The organism is Pseudomonas xanthosomatis (assembly GCF_019139835.1).
GTDB lineage: Bacteria > Pseudomonadota > Gammaproteobacteria > Pseudomonadales > Pseudomonadaceae > Aquipseudomonas > Aquipseudomonas fakonensis.
In genome coordinates this window covers 3,432,705-3,449,014 of the sequence record NZ_CP077075.1, presented here as the reverse complement: position 1 = coordinate 3,449,014, position 16,310 = coordinate 3,432,705, and the positions used below count along the sequence as shown (strand labels likewise).

Below are 16,310 nucleotides of genomic sequence, written 5' to 3'. Positions count from 1 at the left end.
GCTGTCGCGGGCTCAGAAAACAGGCGTTACTTGCGGTCTTGCGTGTAGATACCCCCAGACTCGACGGCGCCGCCAATCTCGCGCTCACCGTACAAAACGGGGTAAGGATTGCCCTGGGCGATGGTGGTGACCGCCGATCCAAAGCCATAGCTGGGGTTGTTGCCATCCTCGTTGCGGTCCAGGCTCCCGGTTTGCGGCATCGGGGAAAGCATTTGCACTACGCCACCCAGCGCCAGGCCGGCGCCACCGGCCATCAGCCCAACACCGATTGCAGAGGTCGTGCCGAATGTGAAGTAGCCGACTGCAATTAGCACCACCCCGAGGATGGTCTGGAACAAGCCGGCGCTCTTGGAGCCCTGGATGATCGGCGCAATGCGAATATCGCCATTGTCCGAGCCGTGCAGCTCGAGGTCTTCGGCAGTCAGGTTGCGCTGGCCAGAGAACACGGTGAACACCAGGCCGCGCTCCTCGCCGGTGGCGATGAACTTCTCGAAGCCCGGCACCATCATGCAGAGCGCCTGTATCGCCTCCCGGGGGCTGGCCACATCGAGCACATACTCCCGCCCGAAGTGCTTTCGCAGCACCCCGTACAGCTTGATGGTGCGTTTCATGGCCGATAGTCCTTGTGCCGAAGAATGAGCCGGCAACGGTTGGCCATCGACCAGCCGTAGACTTCTCGCGCGGACGCGCGGCCGGCCATGTGGTGGTAGATGAATGGCCCAGTGCCGCCCAGCCCAGGTGCGTCCTCGCTGATCAGTGCTGGCTCGTTACCCAGATAGATCGCGCCATGGTTCGGGTGGTGGCATGGGCGTCCCGGGGTGGCGATCGCGAACACCAGCAAGTCGCCCCGCCGCGGCTCGGCCACCTGCTCGAAGCCGATGGTGAAGACGTTCTCCTCGTACAGGCTCGGGCCGTCAGGGTCTTCCCACCATAGGTCGGAGCGTTCGAAGTTGGGAAGCTGGATACCGGCCTCGCGCGAATACCAGTCCCGGCAGGCCGACCAGCAGTCGAGCAGACCATGAACAAACCCGCGTCCGAGCAGAGGCGCGCGGTAGCCGGTCGGCTTGAACCACTCCATATCGCCGCCTGGCCAACTCACAATGCCCCATGGCAAGTCGTGCAGTTCGCAGCTGACCAGATCGCCCATGCTCGGCTTGGCCGAGGCGTCAGGGTGGCTATGGATGATCGCCAGCAGCTCGCCGCGATCCTCGGCGGCGGCCAAGTCTTCGTGATGGAGTTGGAACTGATCCTTGGACGAGACGGCCAGGTTGCGGCACGGCACATACTCGCGCCCCGACGCGGTCTTGATCAGCACCCCGCAGGCTTCGGCCGGGTGCTCGCGTTCCGCATGCTCGCGAATCGCGGCCTGCAGCTGTTGGTTGATGCGCATGGTTACCTCGAGCTTGCGATCAGGCTTGCGCCCATGGACCCGCCGAAACGCTTGGTGTTGCCCCGTAGCTTGCAGCTGGCCCAGCGGCCGGCACAGCGATCGAGGGCGGGGTTGTCGGTGGGTTCGTTTTGCTTGGTGAACATCGCCGCGCCGGTGTAGGCGCAGGCCTCGCCGCGGTACTGCCCGCGACAGGCCCATCGGCACAGCTTTGTGATTTGCTGGCTTGGCAGCTGGATGCCGCCCAGATCCAGCGGGCTGGAGAGATCGAACGTCACTTGCTCCCGATCTTCGTCGGTCTTCTGCTCGATGTACCACAGGTTCTCACGGCACTGATTCGAGGCCTCTGGATTGCCGTCGGGGAAGTTGGCGGCATCCAGGAAGTGCTTGAAGGTCTCGATCACCTTGACCTTAGCGCCAGCCATGTCCTTCAACGCCAGGCACAGGGCCGTCACGGCGCCGCGCACGCCGCCGATCTCGTTCGCCAGTTGCAGGCTTGGTGTCGCGGGCCTGCCATCGCCACGAATGTCGAACCCCTTCGCCTCCATCTGCATGGGCGAGTACAGCTGCCCCTGCCAGATGATGTCGCCCTCCTGGGCGTGCCCGTGAAAGCGCATGATGTTGCCGCCCAGGCGCGTGGCGTCGATCTCATACAGCCGAACCTGGTTGCCCGGCTCGAGCTTTTGGATGTCGGTTTCGAATGCCATGGGGCCTCAGAAAGAAGAAACCCCGCCGGAGCGGGGTCAGTAAGGGGTGAATGTCTGCTTCATGGTGAAGCTGATCTTGAATTGCCCGGCACCTTGCGGATCGAGCTTGTAGCCGTTGATCTTGTACCGGCCCTGGACGCCACCAGGTGGAGCCCAGTAGAACGACCTGAACCCCTCATGCCGGTCGATGAAGTCGCGCATCAGGCGGAGCTCCTGCCCCGCCTCAAGGCTACCCACCGCCTGGTGCGTCCACTCCTCGGACTTGGTGTTGATGCCGGTTCCGCCCGACTGAACGTATCCGTCGCCGAAGTCGTTCTCCCAAACCCGTTGCTTGACCTCGCCGGCAGCGCCGACGCGGGTGCAAAACCCGAATGTCTCCGTCATCACCTCCTCCCCATGCTGCCGCCCTGGCCGAATTCCTCGGCGAGCACTTTGCGGATCGTCTGCTTCAAACCCTCGCCCATTGCCTCACCCTGCCGGCGCGAAGCCTCATCGCTCATGCCTGGCTGGCCCTGGACGGTGATCGGTGCGTTGATGGTGACGCCACCACCCCCTCCGCCCACCGCTCCACCATCGTTAGCGCTGCGCAGGTACTGGGTCAGGTCGCGGTTCTGGTTTGGGTTGAGCACACGCTCGCCGCCATCGAGCAGCCAGGTGCCCTCACGCGGGATGTTGTCCATACCGTTGTGGGCCATGCCCATGAGGGCGGTGGAAGCCACGCCGGCCACCATCGGTGCAGTGGCCGCAGCGGCAGCAGCTGCGGCTGCGGGGGCCATTGCTGGACCCACGATTGGGATGGCAGCGGTGGACGCGAACGCGGCGAGGCTGGCCTGAAACGCCGTGGCCTGGGCGTTGGCCACCATCCCTATGCCAGCCATCGATTGAGTGCTCTTGCCCACCACTAACTGCACGGCTTGGTAAACCAGCCATTGGGCGGCCATATCTGTCAGGGCTTGAACGCCGGCCTTTGCGAAGCCGGTAACCATGTCCATCAGCGCATCACCAGCATCCTTCGATCCAGTGGCCACGTCCGACATGAACGTGCTGAGCTCGCTCCTGGCGCTGCCGAGTACCGATGTGGTGGCATCCGCTGCCATGGCCGAATAGTCGGTTGCTGCTTCGGCGAAGTTCTCCCAGGCGCTGGTGACACCGTCCATCCAGTTGTTCTGCGCTTCATCGAGCTGACTGTAGTAGTCGTTCTGCAGCTCCAGACGCTCGGCCAGGGCATCACTCAGCACCTGTGTTTCCTGATCGAACAGGTCCTGGCTGATATCGCCACTGTTGCGCTGCAACACAAGCTCACGCTGCTGGCGATTGAAGTCTTCCTCGATCGCCAGACGCTCCTTCAAGCGCTCCTTGTACTCGTCCCCGCGGCCGGCGCCGGCAAGTTCCTGATCGAACCCGCTTTTCGCTGTCTGGTAGTCCTCTCCGACACTGGACCTGAACGCGGCAAGCTTCTTCGCGTCCTCCTCAGCCTGTTTCAGCTTCTGCAGGGCGTCCAGTTCAGCAGCCAGGCCCTCAAGGCGCTTGCGTTGCTGCGCGTTAACCCCCTCCAGCTTGCCGGCCGAGATCTCGAAGGCCAGCTTCTCCAATTCGGTGGCGTTCTTGCGCTTGTCGGTCGAGGTGTTGATCAGCTCGATCTGACGCTGATACCCCTCCTCCATTTGTTCGAACTGGCGTCCCACGGCCTTGCTGTCTTTGTCGTTGGCTTTCGACTCCTTGAGTGCCTTGCTGGCCTTGTCGATCGACTCTGCGTAGGCAAGCGCCTTTTTCTCATCTGGCGGGGAAAGCTTCAGCGTCCCAGCGGCTAATTGAGCTCGCAGCTTCTCGACCTCGGTCAGCTTCCCTGCTACTACCGATTGCTTCTCCAGATTCTTGAGATAGTTGCCGCCCTCCTTGTCCGAGGCGAGCCTGGAGCTATTCAGCTCCTTGTTCAGTTCCTGCAGGGCTAAGCGCAGCGCTCCAACTTTTTCCTTCTGGCGGTCAAGGTTGCCCTGGGAGGTGTTCTTCCCGTTATCGACGCTCTTCTGGAAGGTCTCCTGCCACTGCTCAGCCTCTTTCAGCTCTTGGGTGAGGTCAGCCACCTTGCCCTGCAACTGCTCGTAAGTTTGCCCGGTGAGGCTTTGCGGGATCATGTCTCGCGAGGCCCTGCGAATCCTCGCCGAGGCATCTTCGAATGCGTCAGCCGCCTTACCTGCGCCAGCTTCTGCATTACTGCCAAAGGTCAGGAATGAGGCTCCTACAGCCGCAACGGTGAGGACCAGGCCTGGCAGTCCACCCATCACGCGCATCAGGCCAAACCAGGCTCCTTGTAGCGCCGCTATGGCCCGACTGGCAAAAGTTGCTGTCGCGGCCCAGGCTGCGGTTGCGGTACTTGCTGCGTACTGGGCGGCAGTCAACTGCATCGTCGTGACTGCGACCGCCTCAGTGGTGACTGCCTGCCTTGCCAATGCGCCTGAGACAACCGTCGAACTGGCAACAGTTGTGGCCCCGAGCTTCGCCTGTGCGGCAATCAGTTGATTGGTGATGGCTACCTCGGCCAGGCGTAGCTCAGCCATGCGAGCAACCGACTGCTGCCGGCCAACATCATTGATCTGCGCTTGCAAGCGCTGAGCCTCGAGCTGCTTTTCTGCTGCCAGCGACGTCATGACCGCTTGAAGCCGACCGATCTCGGCGGCTGTCAGCTGACGCTCCGCCGCCACCTGAGAGGTTGCGGCCTGGACTGCTTGGCGGGCAGCATTCTGATTGGCCAGCGCCTCGGCATGGGACGCTTCAGCGCGCCGCAGGGAGCCGTTGGCCGCAATCATGGCTGCCTCAGCCTGCTCGCGGGAAGCGGCCGAAGATGCTCTCCATGCCGAAATCATATTGACCAGCCCCAGGCCGACCTTCGCCATAGCGACATACAATCCGGTCTTAAGGAGCTGCGTGTAAACCTCCACCCCCGAAGTGTCCCAAGACCTCGAGAGCGCGAGCATTCCATCCACGACCGACTTGGTAATTCCGAGCGAGTCGTCCAGAGTGCCGAACAGCTTTGTAGCGCTGTTCTCTATTGTCTGAAAGGCGCCCGCGATAGTGGTCTGCGACCGCGCGAACGCATCATCAATGGTCTGCGTCTGCGACAGGATCGCAGCAAACACCTCTTTCGAGGTGAGTTTGCCGGCCTCCCCCATCGATCGCAGAGATTCGCGTGCGACCCCGAGGCCGTCCGCAATCGCCTGTGCTAAACCTGGCGCCTGCTCGAGCACCGAGTTTAGCTCCTCCCCTCGCAGCACCCCAGACGCAAATGCCTGACCGAGCTGAATCAAAGCGCCCTGCGCGGCTTCGGCCGACACGCCGCTTGCTGACATTGCCTTGCTGATATTCTGGGTGACCTGCGCGACCTTTTCTTGCGTAGCTCCAAGCTGGCCGGATGAAGCTGCAATTCGCTGGTAAAGCTCAGCGGTCGCCTCGAGCGAAGACTGGGAGTTTTGCGCGATCGAGAAGACCGACTGTGACTGCTTGGAAAACTCGTCGAAAGAGGACGACACCTGCTTGATCCGGTTCTGGACGCCGACCCAAGCCTGCGAATACTCCATAACCTGCTGCGCACCAAGATACGCTGCAGCGGCGCCAGCGATCGCTTTGAACGACGTAACCACCGCTTGCGAAGCCCTGTCTGCAGAGCGTTCAACTTGGGACATGCTCCGCTGCGTGGCTCTGGCAGCTTGATCCATTCCCTGCTGAAAGCCGCCAATTCTGGCGATTAAATCTAGCGTAAGGGTGCCCAGAGAGCGACTCGCCATGCTTTCCTCCAGGCGAAAAAAATCCCGCCGAAGCGGGACTAACAGAATTTATGGGATGTACACCCCTCGATCTTTACATACAGATCTGGATGCTTCACCAACATCAATTACATAGAATTTTCCAGTTGAGAGTTTCATCGCTATAAAGGGCTCAAACCCAGAATATGCGCCGAAGGAATTTTTTGAGTTCACTTGCCCGCAAGTTGTTCCATCATCAAGAATCACAACTCGTTTGAATCTTGCGCTTTCAGAGTCTTTTAAGCGGTCTTCCATGGCCACTTTGATCTCGTCGAGATCTAGCTGATCAGCTTCGGCCGCATAAGCATTTGAAATAAACACTGCTGCCAATGACAAAGAAAATAACACCCATTTCATACGGGGACTCCTTGAGAAATGGGTGAATCTACCATGTCATGACCATTCCGCCATGGCATGCTCCAACGCCGACCCCGGCCTGACATGATGCGGCATGAAGTCGTACAGCTCGGCCTTGCCCCCGCCGCTACGATTGACCTGTAGCGCGATCAGTGCCGTGGCCAACTCGATCCGGCGGGCCAGGTTCAGCGATCCATGCTTGTCTCGGTAAGCCACCCAGGCCAGCACTTCCGCGTAAGAAAGCGTGGCCTTGGCCTCTGCAATTGAATTGCCACCGATCCCGTTCAGCACCAGTTCATGCCAAAGCTCGTCGGCCGGGGTCAGCTCTTTGCTGGAGGGTTGTTCACCTCATTGACGGCATTGAGCAGGACGATGCCCAGGGCCGAGTCGAGGTTGACGGCATCATCGAACGGCAACTCCTCGGTGCCGTCCTTGCCCAGCATGATCGAGGCGGCCAGGTAGCGAGCGTTCTTGAAGCGTTCGGCCTCGCCGCCAGCGAACATGGCCTCCATGACGCCGAAGGCGTGCCGGCGCACATGCACGGTGAACTTGTCGGTGGTGGGCTTGCCGTTCTTGTCGATGTGCTTCCACTCGACTTCCTTCGGCACCAGGGCGTCGGCGATGACGCCCCCCTTCTTCTTCAGTTGCGCGAGATCCATGGTTACCCCTTAGGCGGTCTTCTTGATCCAGGCGGAGCCGCCCGAGCGTTGGATGGAGACCGCAGTGCTGACCACGGCGTTGGCGGCGAAGTCGAACGGGAAGTCGGCAACGTAGCCCTCGAACACGAACCAAGTGCGGCTTTCCGGCAGCTCGAAGTCGTCGCCCTCGGTGTTCAGCGTCGGGGCTGCAGTGCCATCGGACCAGCCGACCGCCCATTTCATGGTGGTATCGCCGTTCGCCTCGGACAGCTGATGCAGTCGAACGTGGCTCGCGCTGTTCGGGTCAGCGTTGATGGTCAGGGACGCCTGGCCCGGGGTGCGCAAGCCGGGCTTGTAGGTGCGCTCGTTGGAGCTGAGGCAGGTGTCCTCGATCTGCTCCTTCGGGGCGCCGCCGGGGTTGAAAGCGGTTGCGCACTCGACTTCTACCACGGTGAAAGGGCCGGTGCCGGAAAGCGGCGGCATCAGGGCAAACACCTGGGTGCCTTGGGTCAAAATCGACATGGTGGTCTCCTGTCGGGCAAAAGAAAGCCCGCACTAGGCGGGCCGACTGAAAGCATGCAAACCCCGGGTAAGTGACGCTGTTTCGGGGCCTTACCATGTGCTTGCCAATACGGCAAAACATGGGGTTGAAAAATGAACTACTTGAAAAAGCTGTTACGTAAACTGCTGGGGAAGCCTGAGCCGAAAACTCCGGAAGAGACTCGAAGAGAGCAAATTGAGGAATACCTTGAAGAGCTCGAGGAGTGGGTCGACATGTACAAGCGTATTTAGCGTCAGCGGTACTCAGGCCTACCTGCGCACGATCCAGTCAACATCGAAACTTCGGTGGTAGTCCTTCGTTTCTGGGTCGCGATCAGTAGCGCCCCAGCGAACAACGTAGGCCCGCGGCTCGATCGCGGCGCAGAGCGCTTCGGTCACAGCGCGAACCGGGGTGGCGGTGGCCGCGTACACATCCAGCTGCAGGGTAAAGCTGTCGGCGTCGGGCCGGCCGGCCAAGTAGTTTTCGGGTGAGCCATTGATCAGGTTCCAGACCACATAGGGCCTCACGGGCTTCTGCGGTGCCTCCCCGAACGAGTAGAGGCGGCAGTCGATGCCCGCCCCAAGCAGTGCGGTTACGCCCGGATCTGTTGAGCAGACGGCGAAAATTGGCGCTTCCATCAGTTGCCTCGCACGGCTGCGTCAATTTCCTGCCCGAACACCTGCACGAAGCGGTCGGTCACTGCGTTGACGTTGCCGGAGAATGCCGGGCGCATGAAGGGCGCCGGCGGGTTGTGCTGGGTACCAAACTCCAGGTACCGCCAGTGCCGGGTGTCACCACCTGGGTTGCCGCTTGCGTCCTTGCTATGACGGTTTGAGCTGGCCCCGCCACGAACCCCAACCTTCATCACCACGCCACCCTCACGCCGTGACTGGCGACCCGATTCCTGGGTGACGATGTTGCGAAAGATCTTCTCAGCGGTTTCGGGATCGTCCAGCCCCTTAGCGCGAGTCCTCGCATCGTCGCGTACGATGTTCATGGCCTGCCGGGCGGCCTTGCGCAGCCCAGAGCGGCGCAGCTTCGGAGTGAGACCAGCCATCTTGTCGGTGGCTGCCTTCAAACCCTGCAGGCGCGCGCTGATCTCGTCAGCCATCCTTCACCCCCTTGGAGACCAGAATCGTCAGGTACTCCAGGCCGGACTTAGGATCCTCGAGGGGAGGCCCCACGAAGCTGTATACCTCACCTCGGTAGATGGCGCGCATGGTGGGCAGAACACCGGCGCGGTACCGGATCACGATGCGCGCAGTCGCCTCAGACTGGGCCGCCTGCGCCGCGACCAGATCGCGAGCCGAGAGCGGCTCGATCCGCGCCGGGCACTTGGGCCAGCGGGCTACCCACTGGGGCTCACCGTACTCACCGGTTACCGGATCCCGGGGAGTATTCTGCTCCTCGATATCGATGCGGTGCCGGAGCTTACCGGCCTGCATCACACACCCATCCGGATGCGATAAGGCATCAGCAGGTGTTGGGACGCCAGCGGAAGCTCCACGGCGGTGGCGCTGGTGACCACCTCTTCCCGGTTGGCGAACAGGTGACCCAGCTTGAGCAAACAGGCGGCCTGGATCGAAGGGGTTATAACCATGCCATAGGCGATGGTATCGGCCTGATCGTAGGCGGTGGCCAGCGCCTTTCTGGCATGTTCAAGCAAACGGCAGCGTATGGTGTGGTCCTGCTCCGCATCCGCAGCATCTACAGCCGCAGCGTTCGCCTCCTTGGCTTCCTGCATCATTTCCTGCACGCCAGCGCGAGCAGCATCGAGGGCAACCTGATCCAGGTAGAAGCGGCGATTTAGAAAGCTCATCGCCGCATCTTCCGCAGCACAAAGCTGTGCTTCGACTAGTGCCTGGTCTTCTTGCTCTGCCAGCAGGTGATGCATGGCCAGGTCGATTGCAATTACTGGCATGCCATCACTCCTTCAGAGGATGCAAAGACGCCAGCTTGCGCTGCACAAGCTCCTCTGCATGCCGGCGTTGAACTACATAGGCGGGGCCGCCGCGGCGACGCAGTTCGCCCTCATCCATGTAGGACCGCATCGGGTAGATCTTAAGAGTTGCTGGATTGGGGCTAGCCGCAATCTCACCCTCTGCAGCCGACTGCGCGGCTGCGTCGGCGCTGTAGACCAGATCCGGCCCGTTCTGATCTGCGACTTCCGATGCGACCGCATCCGTACCGGGGTCTTCGCCGATGGTGCCCAAGTCGCTTGCAGCGATGTCCGATCCGATACCCGACTCTGCCGGTGTTTCCGGCAGCGCCTGTTCTGCGCTCTCACCCGAGCCTGGAGCTGTTGCGGGAGCGCTCGACTCGCCAGGATTTGGCGAGGCAGTATCACCAGGCGAAGGGGGCAAAGCCCCATCCACGGCCTGGCCGCCGCTGATTTCATTGGTCGAGACAGGTGCCTTCGGCTCAACCGTGGACTCTGGTTTTTCCTGTTTACGTGCCATGGGAGTACTCCAATCGGGCGTCATTGCGGACGCCCCTAGCCAGAGATATTAAGGAGTGATCAGCGGACCGGTGACGAACGCCTCATCGCGATAAATCGCAAAGGCCAGACGCTCTTCAGCACGGATCGTGGCCATGTTGTTCTCGAAGTCCTTGTCGTTCTCGGTCGAGATCAGCACTTCGATTTCCATGCGGTCGAAAATCTGAGCGCCGAGTTTGAAGGCTCCGACCAGGAAGTCGTTCTGTGTCATGGCTTGGGTGGAAACCACTGGGCGATTCCAGAGTTTCGCGTTGGTGCCCTCCTGAGGCTGGCCGATGATGTAACGGCCTTCACCGTCCTTGGTCAGCTCGATGGCCGCCCAGTCGATCGGGTTGAGCACGATGCCATCCGAAGGGAACTCCGCCAGTTCGGCTTGCAGCAGCGCCAGGCGCAGGCGGTCAATCCGTTGCTCGCCCACTACTGTCACGCCAGCGGGCTGGGCGTACAGCTGAGCGACTGTCATCAGGCCTTGCAGGTTCGCGCCAGTGCCGCTGCCGTAGAGCAGCTGGGCTTCTTCAGCCATGTTCAGGCCGTAGCGTGCGCGAGCGTCGATGTAGCTCTGCAGTGCCTTGGCGTCATCGAGCATCTGGCGGCTCGCTTTGAACAGGTGAGCGATGGTACGGACATTTGCGGTCGCCAGGGCGAAGGTGATATCGGAGTACGGCTTTGCGGTACCCTCCGCGACCGTACGCGCATTGTTGGTGTAGCCAGTTTCACGGATGTACTCGATGGAGTTCGACTCCGTCTCGCCCGGCGCCACCAAGTCGCGGATCGTCAGTCGGCGCTGCGGCGGCGCGACGACACCTGGCAAACGCTGGGCGGGAACCAGGTCGCCGCCGGTAGCAGTGGTGATAGCCGCGCGCGGCACAGAGACGCGACGCGAGCCGCGGAAGGACGAGTTCATGTCCTGCATTTCTTCGCTGCCGATCACCAGGGCACCCACCGACTTTTGCGGTTCTTCCTGATGAGAGCGATCACGGCTCGCATTCACGAGCTTCTGCTCAGCCTCGCCCAGGCGCGCCTGCAGCTCGCCCTGCTTGGTCAGCATCTCATCGACCTTGGCGCGGGTTTCGGTGTTCATCTCGCCGCTGGCCTTGATCTGTCTCTCGACCGCCTCGGCCTGGCTTTTGATCTGGTCACCAATGCCCTTGAGGCTGGCATTGAGTTCTTTGACTTGGGCTTCAAAGTCCATGGTCATTTTCCTTTCAGAGAATTGAGAAGATTGGTTGCCGCGCTCAGAGAGGCGGAGAGGTCTGGCGCGACAGCGCGGGGCTTATCGGTCAGGGCAGCGTTATGCGTGCCCCCGCCGGCAGCGCGAGGCATACCGGACTTGAAACTGGCGAACAGCTCGCGGCGCTCGGTACGAGGCATACCGCCCTTGGCCAGGGCTACGTCCATCGCCTTGAGCGCATTGGCCTGGGCGGCGTCTTCGGTTTCGCGCTCGGTGACCTCAGTGGACGACAACAGCCCAGTGGCCAGGCCGAGTTCCACTGCACGCTTGCCGCGGATGTAGGTTTCGTCGTCCATCAGTTCGGCCATGTCTTCAGCCGCCTGCCCGCTGGTCTCGGCATAGAGGTCGGCCATCGCCGCGTCGAACTCCTCCATGTCGTCGGCGATATCGCGGAGGTAATTGCGATTGCCGGCGAGCCAGGTCCAGCAGTTGTGGATCATGAGGAAAGCGCTGCTGGCCACCTCTCGCTTCTTCCCCGCGAGGAAGACAATCGAAGCAGCGCTGGCCGCCATGCCGAGCACCTTGGTGGTGACCTCGTGGCTGTGCTCTTGGAGGCGGTTATAGATGGCGATGCCTTCGAACATGTCGCCACCTGGGGAATTGATGTAGACGGTGACATCACGCTCGCCGATCGCCCGCAAGGCGGCGTCGATTCGTTTCAGCGTGACGCCCTCGCCATACCAGTCTTCGCCGATCACGCCGTACACCGTGATGGTGTCCGAGGTGTTCTCGACGGCCGCCTGGATCGCGGGGTTCCATTTATCGAGCGCGCGCGGGCTCATCTCGCTGCGCAGGCCGCGAGACTGGATCTTGTGCTTCATGGATTACTCCCGAGATTTACTTTTCCGGCTTTTGAAGCCAGTTCATCAGTGCGGCCCTTGCGGCCTGACCATCGTCTTGCTTGCCCAGCTGGTCCAGCGGTACCAGATTCGACTGAACCGTCAGAACGTCACCGCCTGGCATGTGAGGCATGTTGTCTTTTCGCCGCCCTTCGTTGCGGGTGATGAAGCCGTTCTGGGCCATCGTGCTGAGGTACGCCGCGCGCCCAGAGCTGTCGGCCCGCAGGAAGGCTTCGAGCGAGAACTCCGAATAGAAGTTGATCCGGTCTACCGCCGTCATGCACCACTTGTTCACACACTGCTCGATCGGCGCCGTGAAGGACATGATGCAGTAGGTGAGGAACGCGATCTGCTGTTGTTCCAGGCCGGTCCCCCAGTTACTACCCTTGTCGGTCTTCATCACCATCCAAGGCGGGACGCCGAACCATCGACAAATCTCCTCGATGCTGTGCCCTCTCGACTCCAGCAGCTGCGCGTCAGCGGGGTTGATGCCGATCATCTCCGGCTTCACGCCTTGCTCAAGCACAGGACTCTTGCCAGCGTTCAGCGCCCCGGAGATGGTCTTGACGTACTCACGAAACTCAACGCGCTGGGCCGGGTTCAGTGTCTTGTCCACCGAAAACGCGACCGTAGGCATCATGCCGTTGCGAAAAGTGCTGTTGGCCGCGTCGTCTGCCGACATCGCCGAGCCAAACACATCCGCGCCGTAGCGAATGGCCGAAAGACCGACCCGGCCGTCCAAGGTAAAGGCCGGGATGTGCAGCATGTTCTGCCGCACAATCTCCCGGCGCGGGCCCTTGCGTGGCTTGAAGAAGTATCTCAGCCGGCCGTCATCATCGAACTCGAGGTCGACTCGGGACGGCATCAGGAAGTCCAGCGCAATGACCCGACCTGCAGATCGGTGAATCTCGCAGTAAGCATTCCCCCACAGCAGCATCGAGGCAACGACTGCCTGCCAGAAGTGAAAAGCAGCCATGTCCTCGTTGGGGCTGGTGTGCACCACGTCGTACAGCGGGAAGTCCCGTGCACTCTCGCGACTGCCATCAGGCATCCGCCGGTAGATGCTCAGGGGCAAGCCCGCAACCGAGGTGGATATGATGCGGACGCAGGCCCACACCGTGGAAAGCCGCATCGCCTTGTCGACGCTGACCGATTTTCCGCTACTGGACTGCCCTCCGAGAAACGCGCCCCAGAAGCCGCCATCTGACAGCTTGATGCTGTTGCCCAACCATTCGCTCATGCTGGCTGATGGCTTGGCGGCCGCAGCCCCCAAAGCCTGGGATAGGGTTTTAATCATTGGTCAGCCCTCGGCGAAGGAAACCGGCGATACAGAAGAAGCTCACCGCTCCTGCAATCAAGGTCCAGCCAATGCCAGCCAGCACCCATACCCCTGCACATGCCAGGGAGAAAGCCACCAGAGCGCAGGCAATGAAAATGTAAAGTGCGTTCATGCGATCAGTGGGTCCCGAATGCCAGCCATGAAGTTGTCCATTCCCCCGCGCCCCTCAGGATTGAGGCTGATCAGAGAAACGGCGTTGAATGTAGCCATCAGCGGGTCGATCTTCGCTGTACCCGAGGCCTGCTTGGTGATCAAGAAGGCGTTAGCCGACGGAACCCCTTTGGCGTTGCCGCAGGACCAGGCCATGAGCGGCTGGCCGCAATGCAACAGCGTGCCCTCGGCAAGCTTGCGCTCAGTCGTCTTGATCGCGCCGGTGAGCTTCCAGCCCTGAGAAATGCCAACGATTTTGTCTTCCTCGACACCGGCATCAGCCAGTGCATCCAGAACCGAGCCGATTCCTGCCGGGTCGAGCCCGACCTTGTCCAGCAGCCCTGTCTCGTTGATGCGTGCGACGATGGCAGCGAACTGCTCCACGTCCTCGCCGATGCGCTTGACGATGGTCAGGTCGCCCACCGCCTCCAGATCTTTTAGCCTTGGGGCTTCGGATTTGCGGCGCTCAAGAACCGAAGGGTGGGCCCAAGCATGAGCCCAGTGGAACCACCTGCGGGTGCTCGCTTCCCGGCCGATGACGGCAAGGCCAAGCAAGTCGTCGAGCCCTCCTCCGTCGCCGCCAACATCGATGACCTCGCACCGCTCAAGGATTTCATCCAGGTTGAGCCAAGTGGCCGCCTGCGGCTCCCAGAACTCAGCACCGACCCAGGCGTCGGACATGAGGGCCAGGCCTATCTCAATATTGAGGTGCTTGGCCAGGAAGCCTCGCAGTTCAGCCTCTCCGTCGATCTCCGCCTGCATGAACAAGCGCTCGAGCGTCGGTCGATCGACTGAGAACCCCATGTTGGGGTTCACCAGGTGGAAGTTCTCTGGCTTGCGCGCGTCGCCGCTGTCGATCATCTCCTTCGAGAATTCGTAGATGACCGGCAGGAAGCGATTGTCATTGATGCGGCCGTCGCGCACGCCGCGGGCATAGTTCAGCTTCGACCGGAATACGCCAGCTGGCGGTTCGTTCGACTGCGTGGTCAGCCAGATGACGAAGCCTTCGGGCCTGGACAGCAGGCCGCCAGTAGCCTCCCTGATCATGTCTGCCGCTTTTGGATTCTTGCCGAACAGCCAGGCCTCATCGATCAGTACGCCGACTGCCTTTTTGCCGCCGACTACATCGCTGTCAGCGGCGACCACCTTCAGCGTGGCTCCCGTCTCCCGATGGGTGATCAACCGAAGGTGCGGCTGCACATGCAGCAGATCTTTCAGCTCCTCGTCGTTGTTGACCATGTCCTTGGCCGGCACGAAGGCGTTGTCGGCAATCTCTTTGGTCGGCGCGAGGATGATGAACTCGGCCGACATCCGCCAGTTGCGTACCAGGGCTGTCAGCATGATTGCGGCGGCAATGGTCGACTTACTGTTCTTTTTAGGGATGCAGAGCATGAATTCCCGAATCAGACGCTCGCCGGTCTCGCTGTTGTAACTGCCGAAGACCGCCCCGGCGAAAGCGATCACCCAAGGTGCACACGCGCTCTCAATGGTTGGGCTGCCTGGGGCATCAACAATGCGAAGACCTTTGAAGACTTCGAGACTTTCTTCCGCCTCCTGGGGGAACAGTGGTTCGGGAATGATGGATTCGCTGGCAGCCAGCCGCCGCCACCAGTCAGGGCAGGCCGTAGTCCAAAGCATGTATCACCCCTTGACGACAGTGAGGGGTGGCTTGCTCTGGGAATACCTGCCCTTGCCAGCCACCTTCGCGGCCTCCGCCTTCTGTTCTTTCTTTCCAGCCTCGGCTTTCTTTCCGTGGATGTAGGGAACAGCCGTCTGCGCAGCGTTGCGCCGGTCGAAGACTTTCGCCCTGGGCTCATTCATCAGTGCGAGCAACCAAACCAGCGGATCATCAGTGGACGGCAAGCAACTCAGGAACTCGCCATCGGCCTCATTGATCTCGGCTAGGTCATCGGCGGGCTCGTCATCCTTCGCTTTGCCTCTGCGTTTTTTCGGCTCAGGGTTAACACTGAGCTCTGCTCGGCGAGTCAGGATTGCGGCAACAATCTTCGGATCATTGGCCCAGCGCGAACCAGCTGCAGCAGCCGTCGAGGGCTTGCTACCCGCGGCTTCCGCAGCTTCTTTGTTTGACGCACCTTTGGCCTTAGCGTCAACAAACTGTCGCTGTTTGTCTGTTAACACCATTAACAAAAACCTTTAGGGGGGAGAAAAATGTGTACGTGGGGTCGGTGGCGGTCTAGCTGCTCGAAGGTCGCAGACTTTCGCACCCCCTACCCCTTGAAGCGCGGCAGAGACGTGCTTCTGAGCATCGGCGACCCAGCCCTGGTCAAGCCAGCGAGCCTGCCGCCTCCTCCGCCTGCTTGACCGAGCTGTGGCATGGGCTGCAAAGCGATTGCCAGTTGCTCTCATCCCAGAACAGGGACTGATCACCACGGTGCGGGATGACGTGGTCAACCACACCGGCCGCTGTTGTTCTTCCCGCCCTTGCGCAGTAGACGCAGAGCGGGTAGGTCTGCAGGTATCGCTCGCGGGCTTTCTGCCATCGGTAGTCGTAGCCACGCTGGGAGCTGGACAGGCCACTCCGCCAGCTGCCTGGAGTTACAACCTTTACCCGCGACCCTGAACTCTCTTTGATGCGAGGCCCGAGCGTCTTGAGTCGAGCCATCAGCTTCCACCGCGAACAGGTGCACCACTCAGGTAGGCCTGAGGTGCAGCGTCTGGATCGTGCCCGTCACCATCAGCCAGCGCTTCGATCAACGCCAGATTCTGGGTCGCGATCTGTTCGAGCAGGCTGGTCTGCTTCTGCTGCTGGTCCAGGATCTGCTGGAGCAAAGAGATTGCTTGCTCGTTCACGGGCCACCTTCAT

General features: G+C 61.1%; 22 protein-coding genes. All 22 read right to left on the bottom strand.

Annotated features, from left to right (window positions below; translation table 11 throughout):
* Positions 1–26 precede the first annotated feature (26 nt).
* Entirely contained in the window at positions 27–611 is a 585-nt protein-coding gene (locus KSS93_RS15440; RefSeq protein ID WP_217884859.1) for a tail assembly protein, read from the bottom strand.
* Positions 608–1,390, bottom strand: a complete 783-nt coding sequence (locus KSS93_RS15435) for a C40 family peptidase (RefSeq protein ID WP_217884858.1) — start codon at positions 1,388–1,390, stop codon at positions 608–610. Before KSS93_RS15435 ends, KSS93_RS15440 begins: the two co-directional genes overlap by 4 nt.
* 2 nt (positions 1,391–1,392) lie before the next feature.
* Positions 1,393–2,094 (bottom strand): phage minor tail protein L, encoded by a 702-nt coding sequence (locus tag KSS93_RS15430; protein WP_217884857.1) that lies wholly within the window; start codon positions 2,092–2,094, stop codon positions 1,393–1,395.
* A gap of 36 nt (positions 2,095–2,130) precedes the next feature.
* The gene (locus KSS93_RS15425; protein ID WP_217884856.1) at positions 2,131–2,478 is read right to left on the bottom strand and encodes a phage tail protein; all 348 of its coding nucleotides are present in this window, start codon (positions 2,476–2,478) and stop codon (positions 2,131–2,133) included.
* A complete protein-coding gene (locus KSS93_RS15420) occupies positions 2,478–5,876 on the bottom strand; it encodes a phage tail tape measure protein (RefSeq protein ID WP_217884855.1) in 3,399 nt (1,132 codons plus the stop codon). The genes KSS93_RS15425 and KSS93_RS15420 overlap by 1 nt, the downstream gene beginning before the upstream one ends.
* A 48-nt stretch (positions 5,877–5,924) precedes the next feature.
* On the bottom strand, positions 5,925–6,251 hold the full coding sequence (locus KSS93_RS15415; protein ID WP_217884854.1) for a hypothetical protein: 327 nt from the start codon (positions 6,249–6,251) through the stop codon (positions 5,925–5,927).
* Positions 6,252–6,287: 36 nt separating this feature from the next.
* A complete protein-coding gene (locus KSS93_RS15410; protein ID WP_217884853.1) occupies positions 6,288–6,542 on the bottom strand; it encodes a phage tail assembly protein T in 255 nt (84 codons plus the stop codon).
* Between the two features lie 29 nt (positions 6,543–6,571).
* Positions 6,572–6,910, bottom strand: a complete 339-nt coding sequence (locus KSS93_RS15405) for a phage tail assembly chaperone family protein, TAC (protein WP_217884852.1) — start codon at positions 6,908–6,910, stop codon at positions 6,572–6,574.
* A gap of 9 nt (positions 6,911–6,919) precedes the next feature.
* The gene (locus KSS93_RS15400) at positions 6,920–7,411 is read right to left on the bottom strand and encodes a phage tail tube protein (RefSeq protein WP_217884851.1); all 492 of its coding nucleotides are present in this window, start codon (positions 7,409–7,411) and stop codon (positions 6,920–6,922) included.
* Between the two features lie 288 nt (positions 7,412–7,699).
* The gene (locus KSS93_RS15395) at positions 7,700–8,068 is read right to left on the bottom strand and encodes a DUF3168 domain-containing protein (RefSeq protein WP_217884850.1); all 369 of its coding nucleotides are present in this window, start codon (positions 8,066–8,068) and stop codon (positions 7,700–7,702) included.
* On the bottom strand, positions 8,068–8,541 hold the full coding sequence (locus tag KSS93_RS15390; protein WP_217884849.1) for an HK97-gp10 family putative phage morphogenesis protein: 474 nt from the start codon (positions 8,539–8,541) through the stop codon (positions 8,068–8,070). Before KSS93_RS15390 ends, KSS93_RS15395 begins: the two co-directional genes overlap by 1 nt.
* Positions 8,534–8,875, bottom strand: a complete 342-nt coding sequence (locus tag KSS93_RS15385) for a phage head closure protein (protein ID WP_217884848.1) — start codon at positions 8,873–8,875, stop codon at positions 8,534–8,536. The genes KSS93_RS15390 and KSS93_RS15385 overlap by 8 nt, the downstream gene beginning before the upstream one ends.
* Entirely contained in the window at positions 8,875–9,351 is a 477-nt protein-coding gene (locus KSS93_RS15380) for a head-tail connector protein (protein WP_217884847.1), read from the bottom strand. The genes KSS93_RS15385 and KSS93_RS15380 overlap by 1 nt, the downstream gene beginning before the upstream one ends.
* A 4-nt stretch (positions 9,352–9,355) precedes the next feature.
* Positions 9,356–9,889: a hypothetical protein gene (locus KSS93_RS15375; RefSeq protein WP_217884846.1), complete on the bottom strand. Its 534-nt coding sequence runs from the start codon at positions 9,887–9,889 to the stop codon at positions 9,356–9,358.
* Positions 9,890–9,937: 48 nt separating this feature from the next.
* Positions 9,938–11,119: a phage major capsid protein gene (locus KSS93_RS15370; protein WP_217884845.1), complete on the bottom strand. Its 1,182-nt coding sequence runs from the start codon at positions 11,117–11,119 to the stop codon at positions 9,938–9,940.
* A gap of 2 nt (positions 11,120–11,121) precedes the next feature.
* Positions 11,122–11,979 carry a head maturation protease, ClpP-related gene (locus tag KSS93_RS15365; RefSeq protein WP_217884844.1) on the bottom strand — a complete coding sequence of 286 codons (858 nt, stop codon included), beginning with the start codon at positions 11,977–11,979 and terminating at the stop codon, positions 11,122–11,124.
* 16 nt (positions 11,980–11,995) lie between these two features.
* On the bottom strand, positions 11,996–13,294 hold the full coding sequence (locus tag KSS93_RS15360) for a phage portal protein (RefSeq protein ID WP_217884843.1): 1,299 nt from the start codon (positions 13,292–13,294) through the stop codon (positions 11,996–11,998).
* Positions 13,287–13,448 (bottom strand): hypothetical protein, encoded by a 162-nt coding sequence (locus KSS93_RS15355; RefSeq protein WP_217884842.1) that lies wholly within the window; start codon positions 13,446–13,448, stop codon positions 13,287–13,289. The genes KSS93_RS15360 and KSS93_RS15355 overlap by 8 nt, the downstream gene beginning before the upstream one ends.
* Complete coding sequence (locus KSS93_RS15350) at positions 13,445–15,124, bottom strand: terminase large subunit (RefSeq protein WP_217884841.1); 1,680 nt, start codon at positions 15,122–15,124, stop codon at positions 13,445–13,447. Before KSS93_RS15350 ends, KSS93_RS15355 begins: the two co-directional genes overlap by 4 nt.
* Positions 15,125–15,127: 3 nt before the next feature.
* Positions 15,128–15,628: a terminase small subunit gene (locus KSS93_RS15345; protein ID WP_217884840.1), complete on the bottom strand. Its 501-nt coding sequence runs from the start codon at positions 15,626–15,628 to the stop codon at positions 15,128–15,130.
* Positions 15,629–15,770: 142 nt separating this feature from the next.
* Complete coding sequence (locus tag KSS93_RS15340; protein ID WP_217884839.1) at positions 15,771–16,109, bottom strand: HNH endonuclease; 339 nt, start codon at positions 16,107–16,109, stop codon at positions 15,771–15,773.
* Positions 16,109–16,297, bottom strand: a complete 189-nt coding sequence (locus tag KSS93_RS15335) for a hypothetical protein (protein ID WP_217884838.1) — start codon at positions 16,295–16,297, stop codon at positions 16,109–16,111. Before KSS93_RS15335 ends, KSS93_RS15340 begins: the two co-directional genes overlap by 1 nt.
* Between the last annotated feature and the right edge of the window lie 13 nt (positions 16,298–16,310).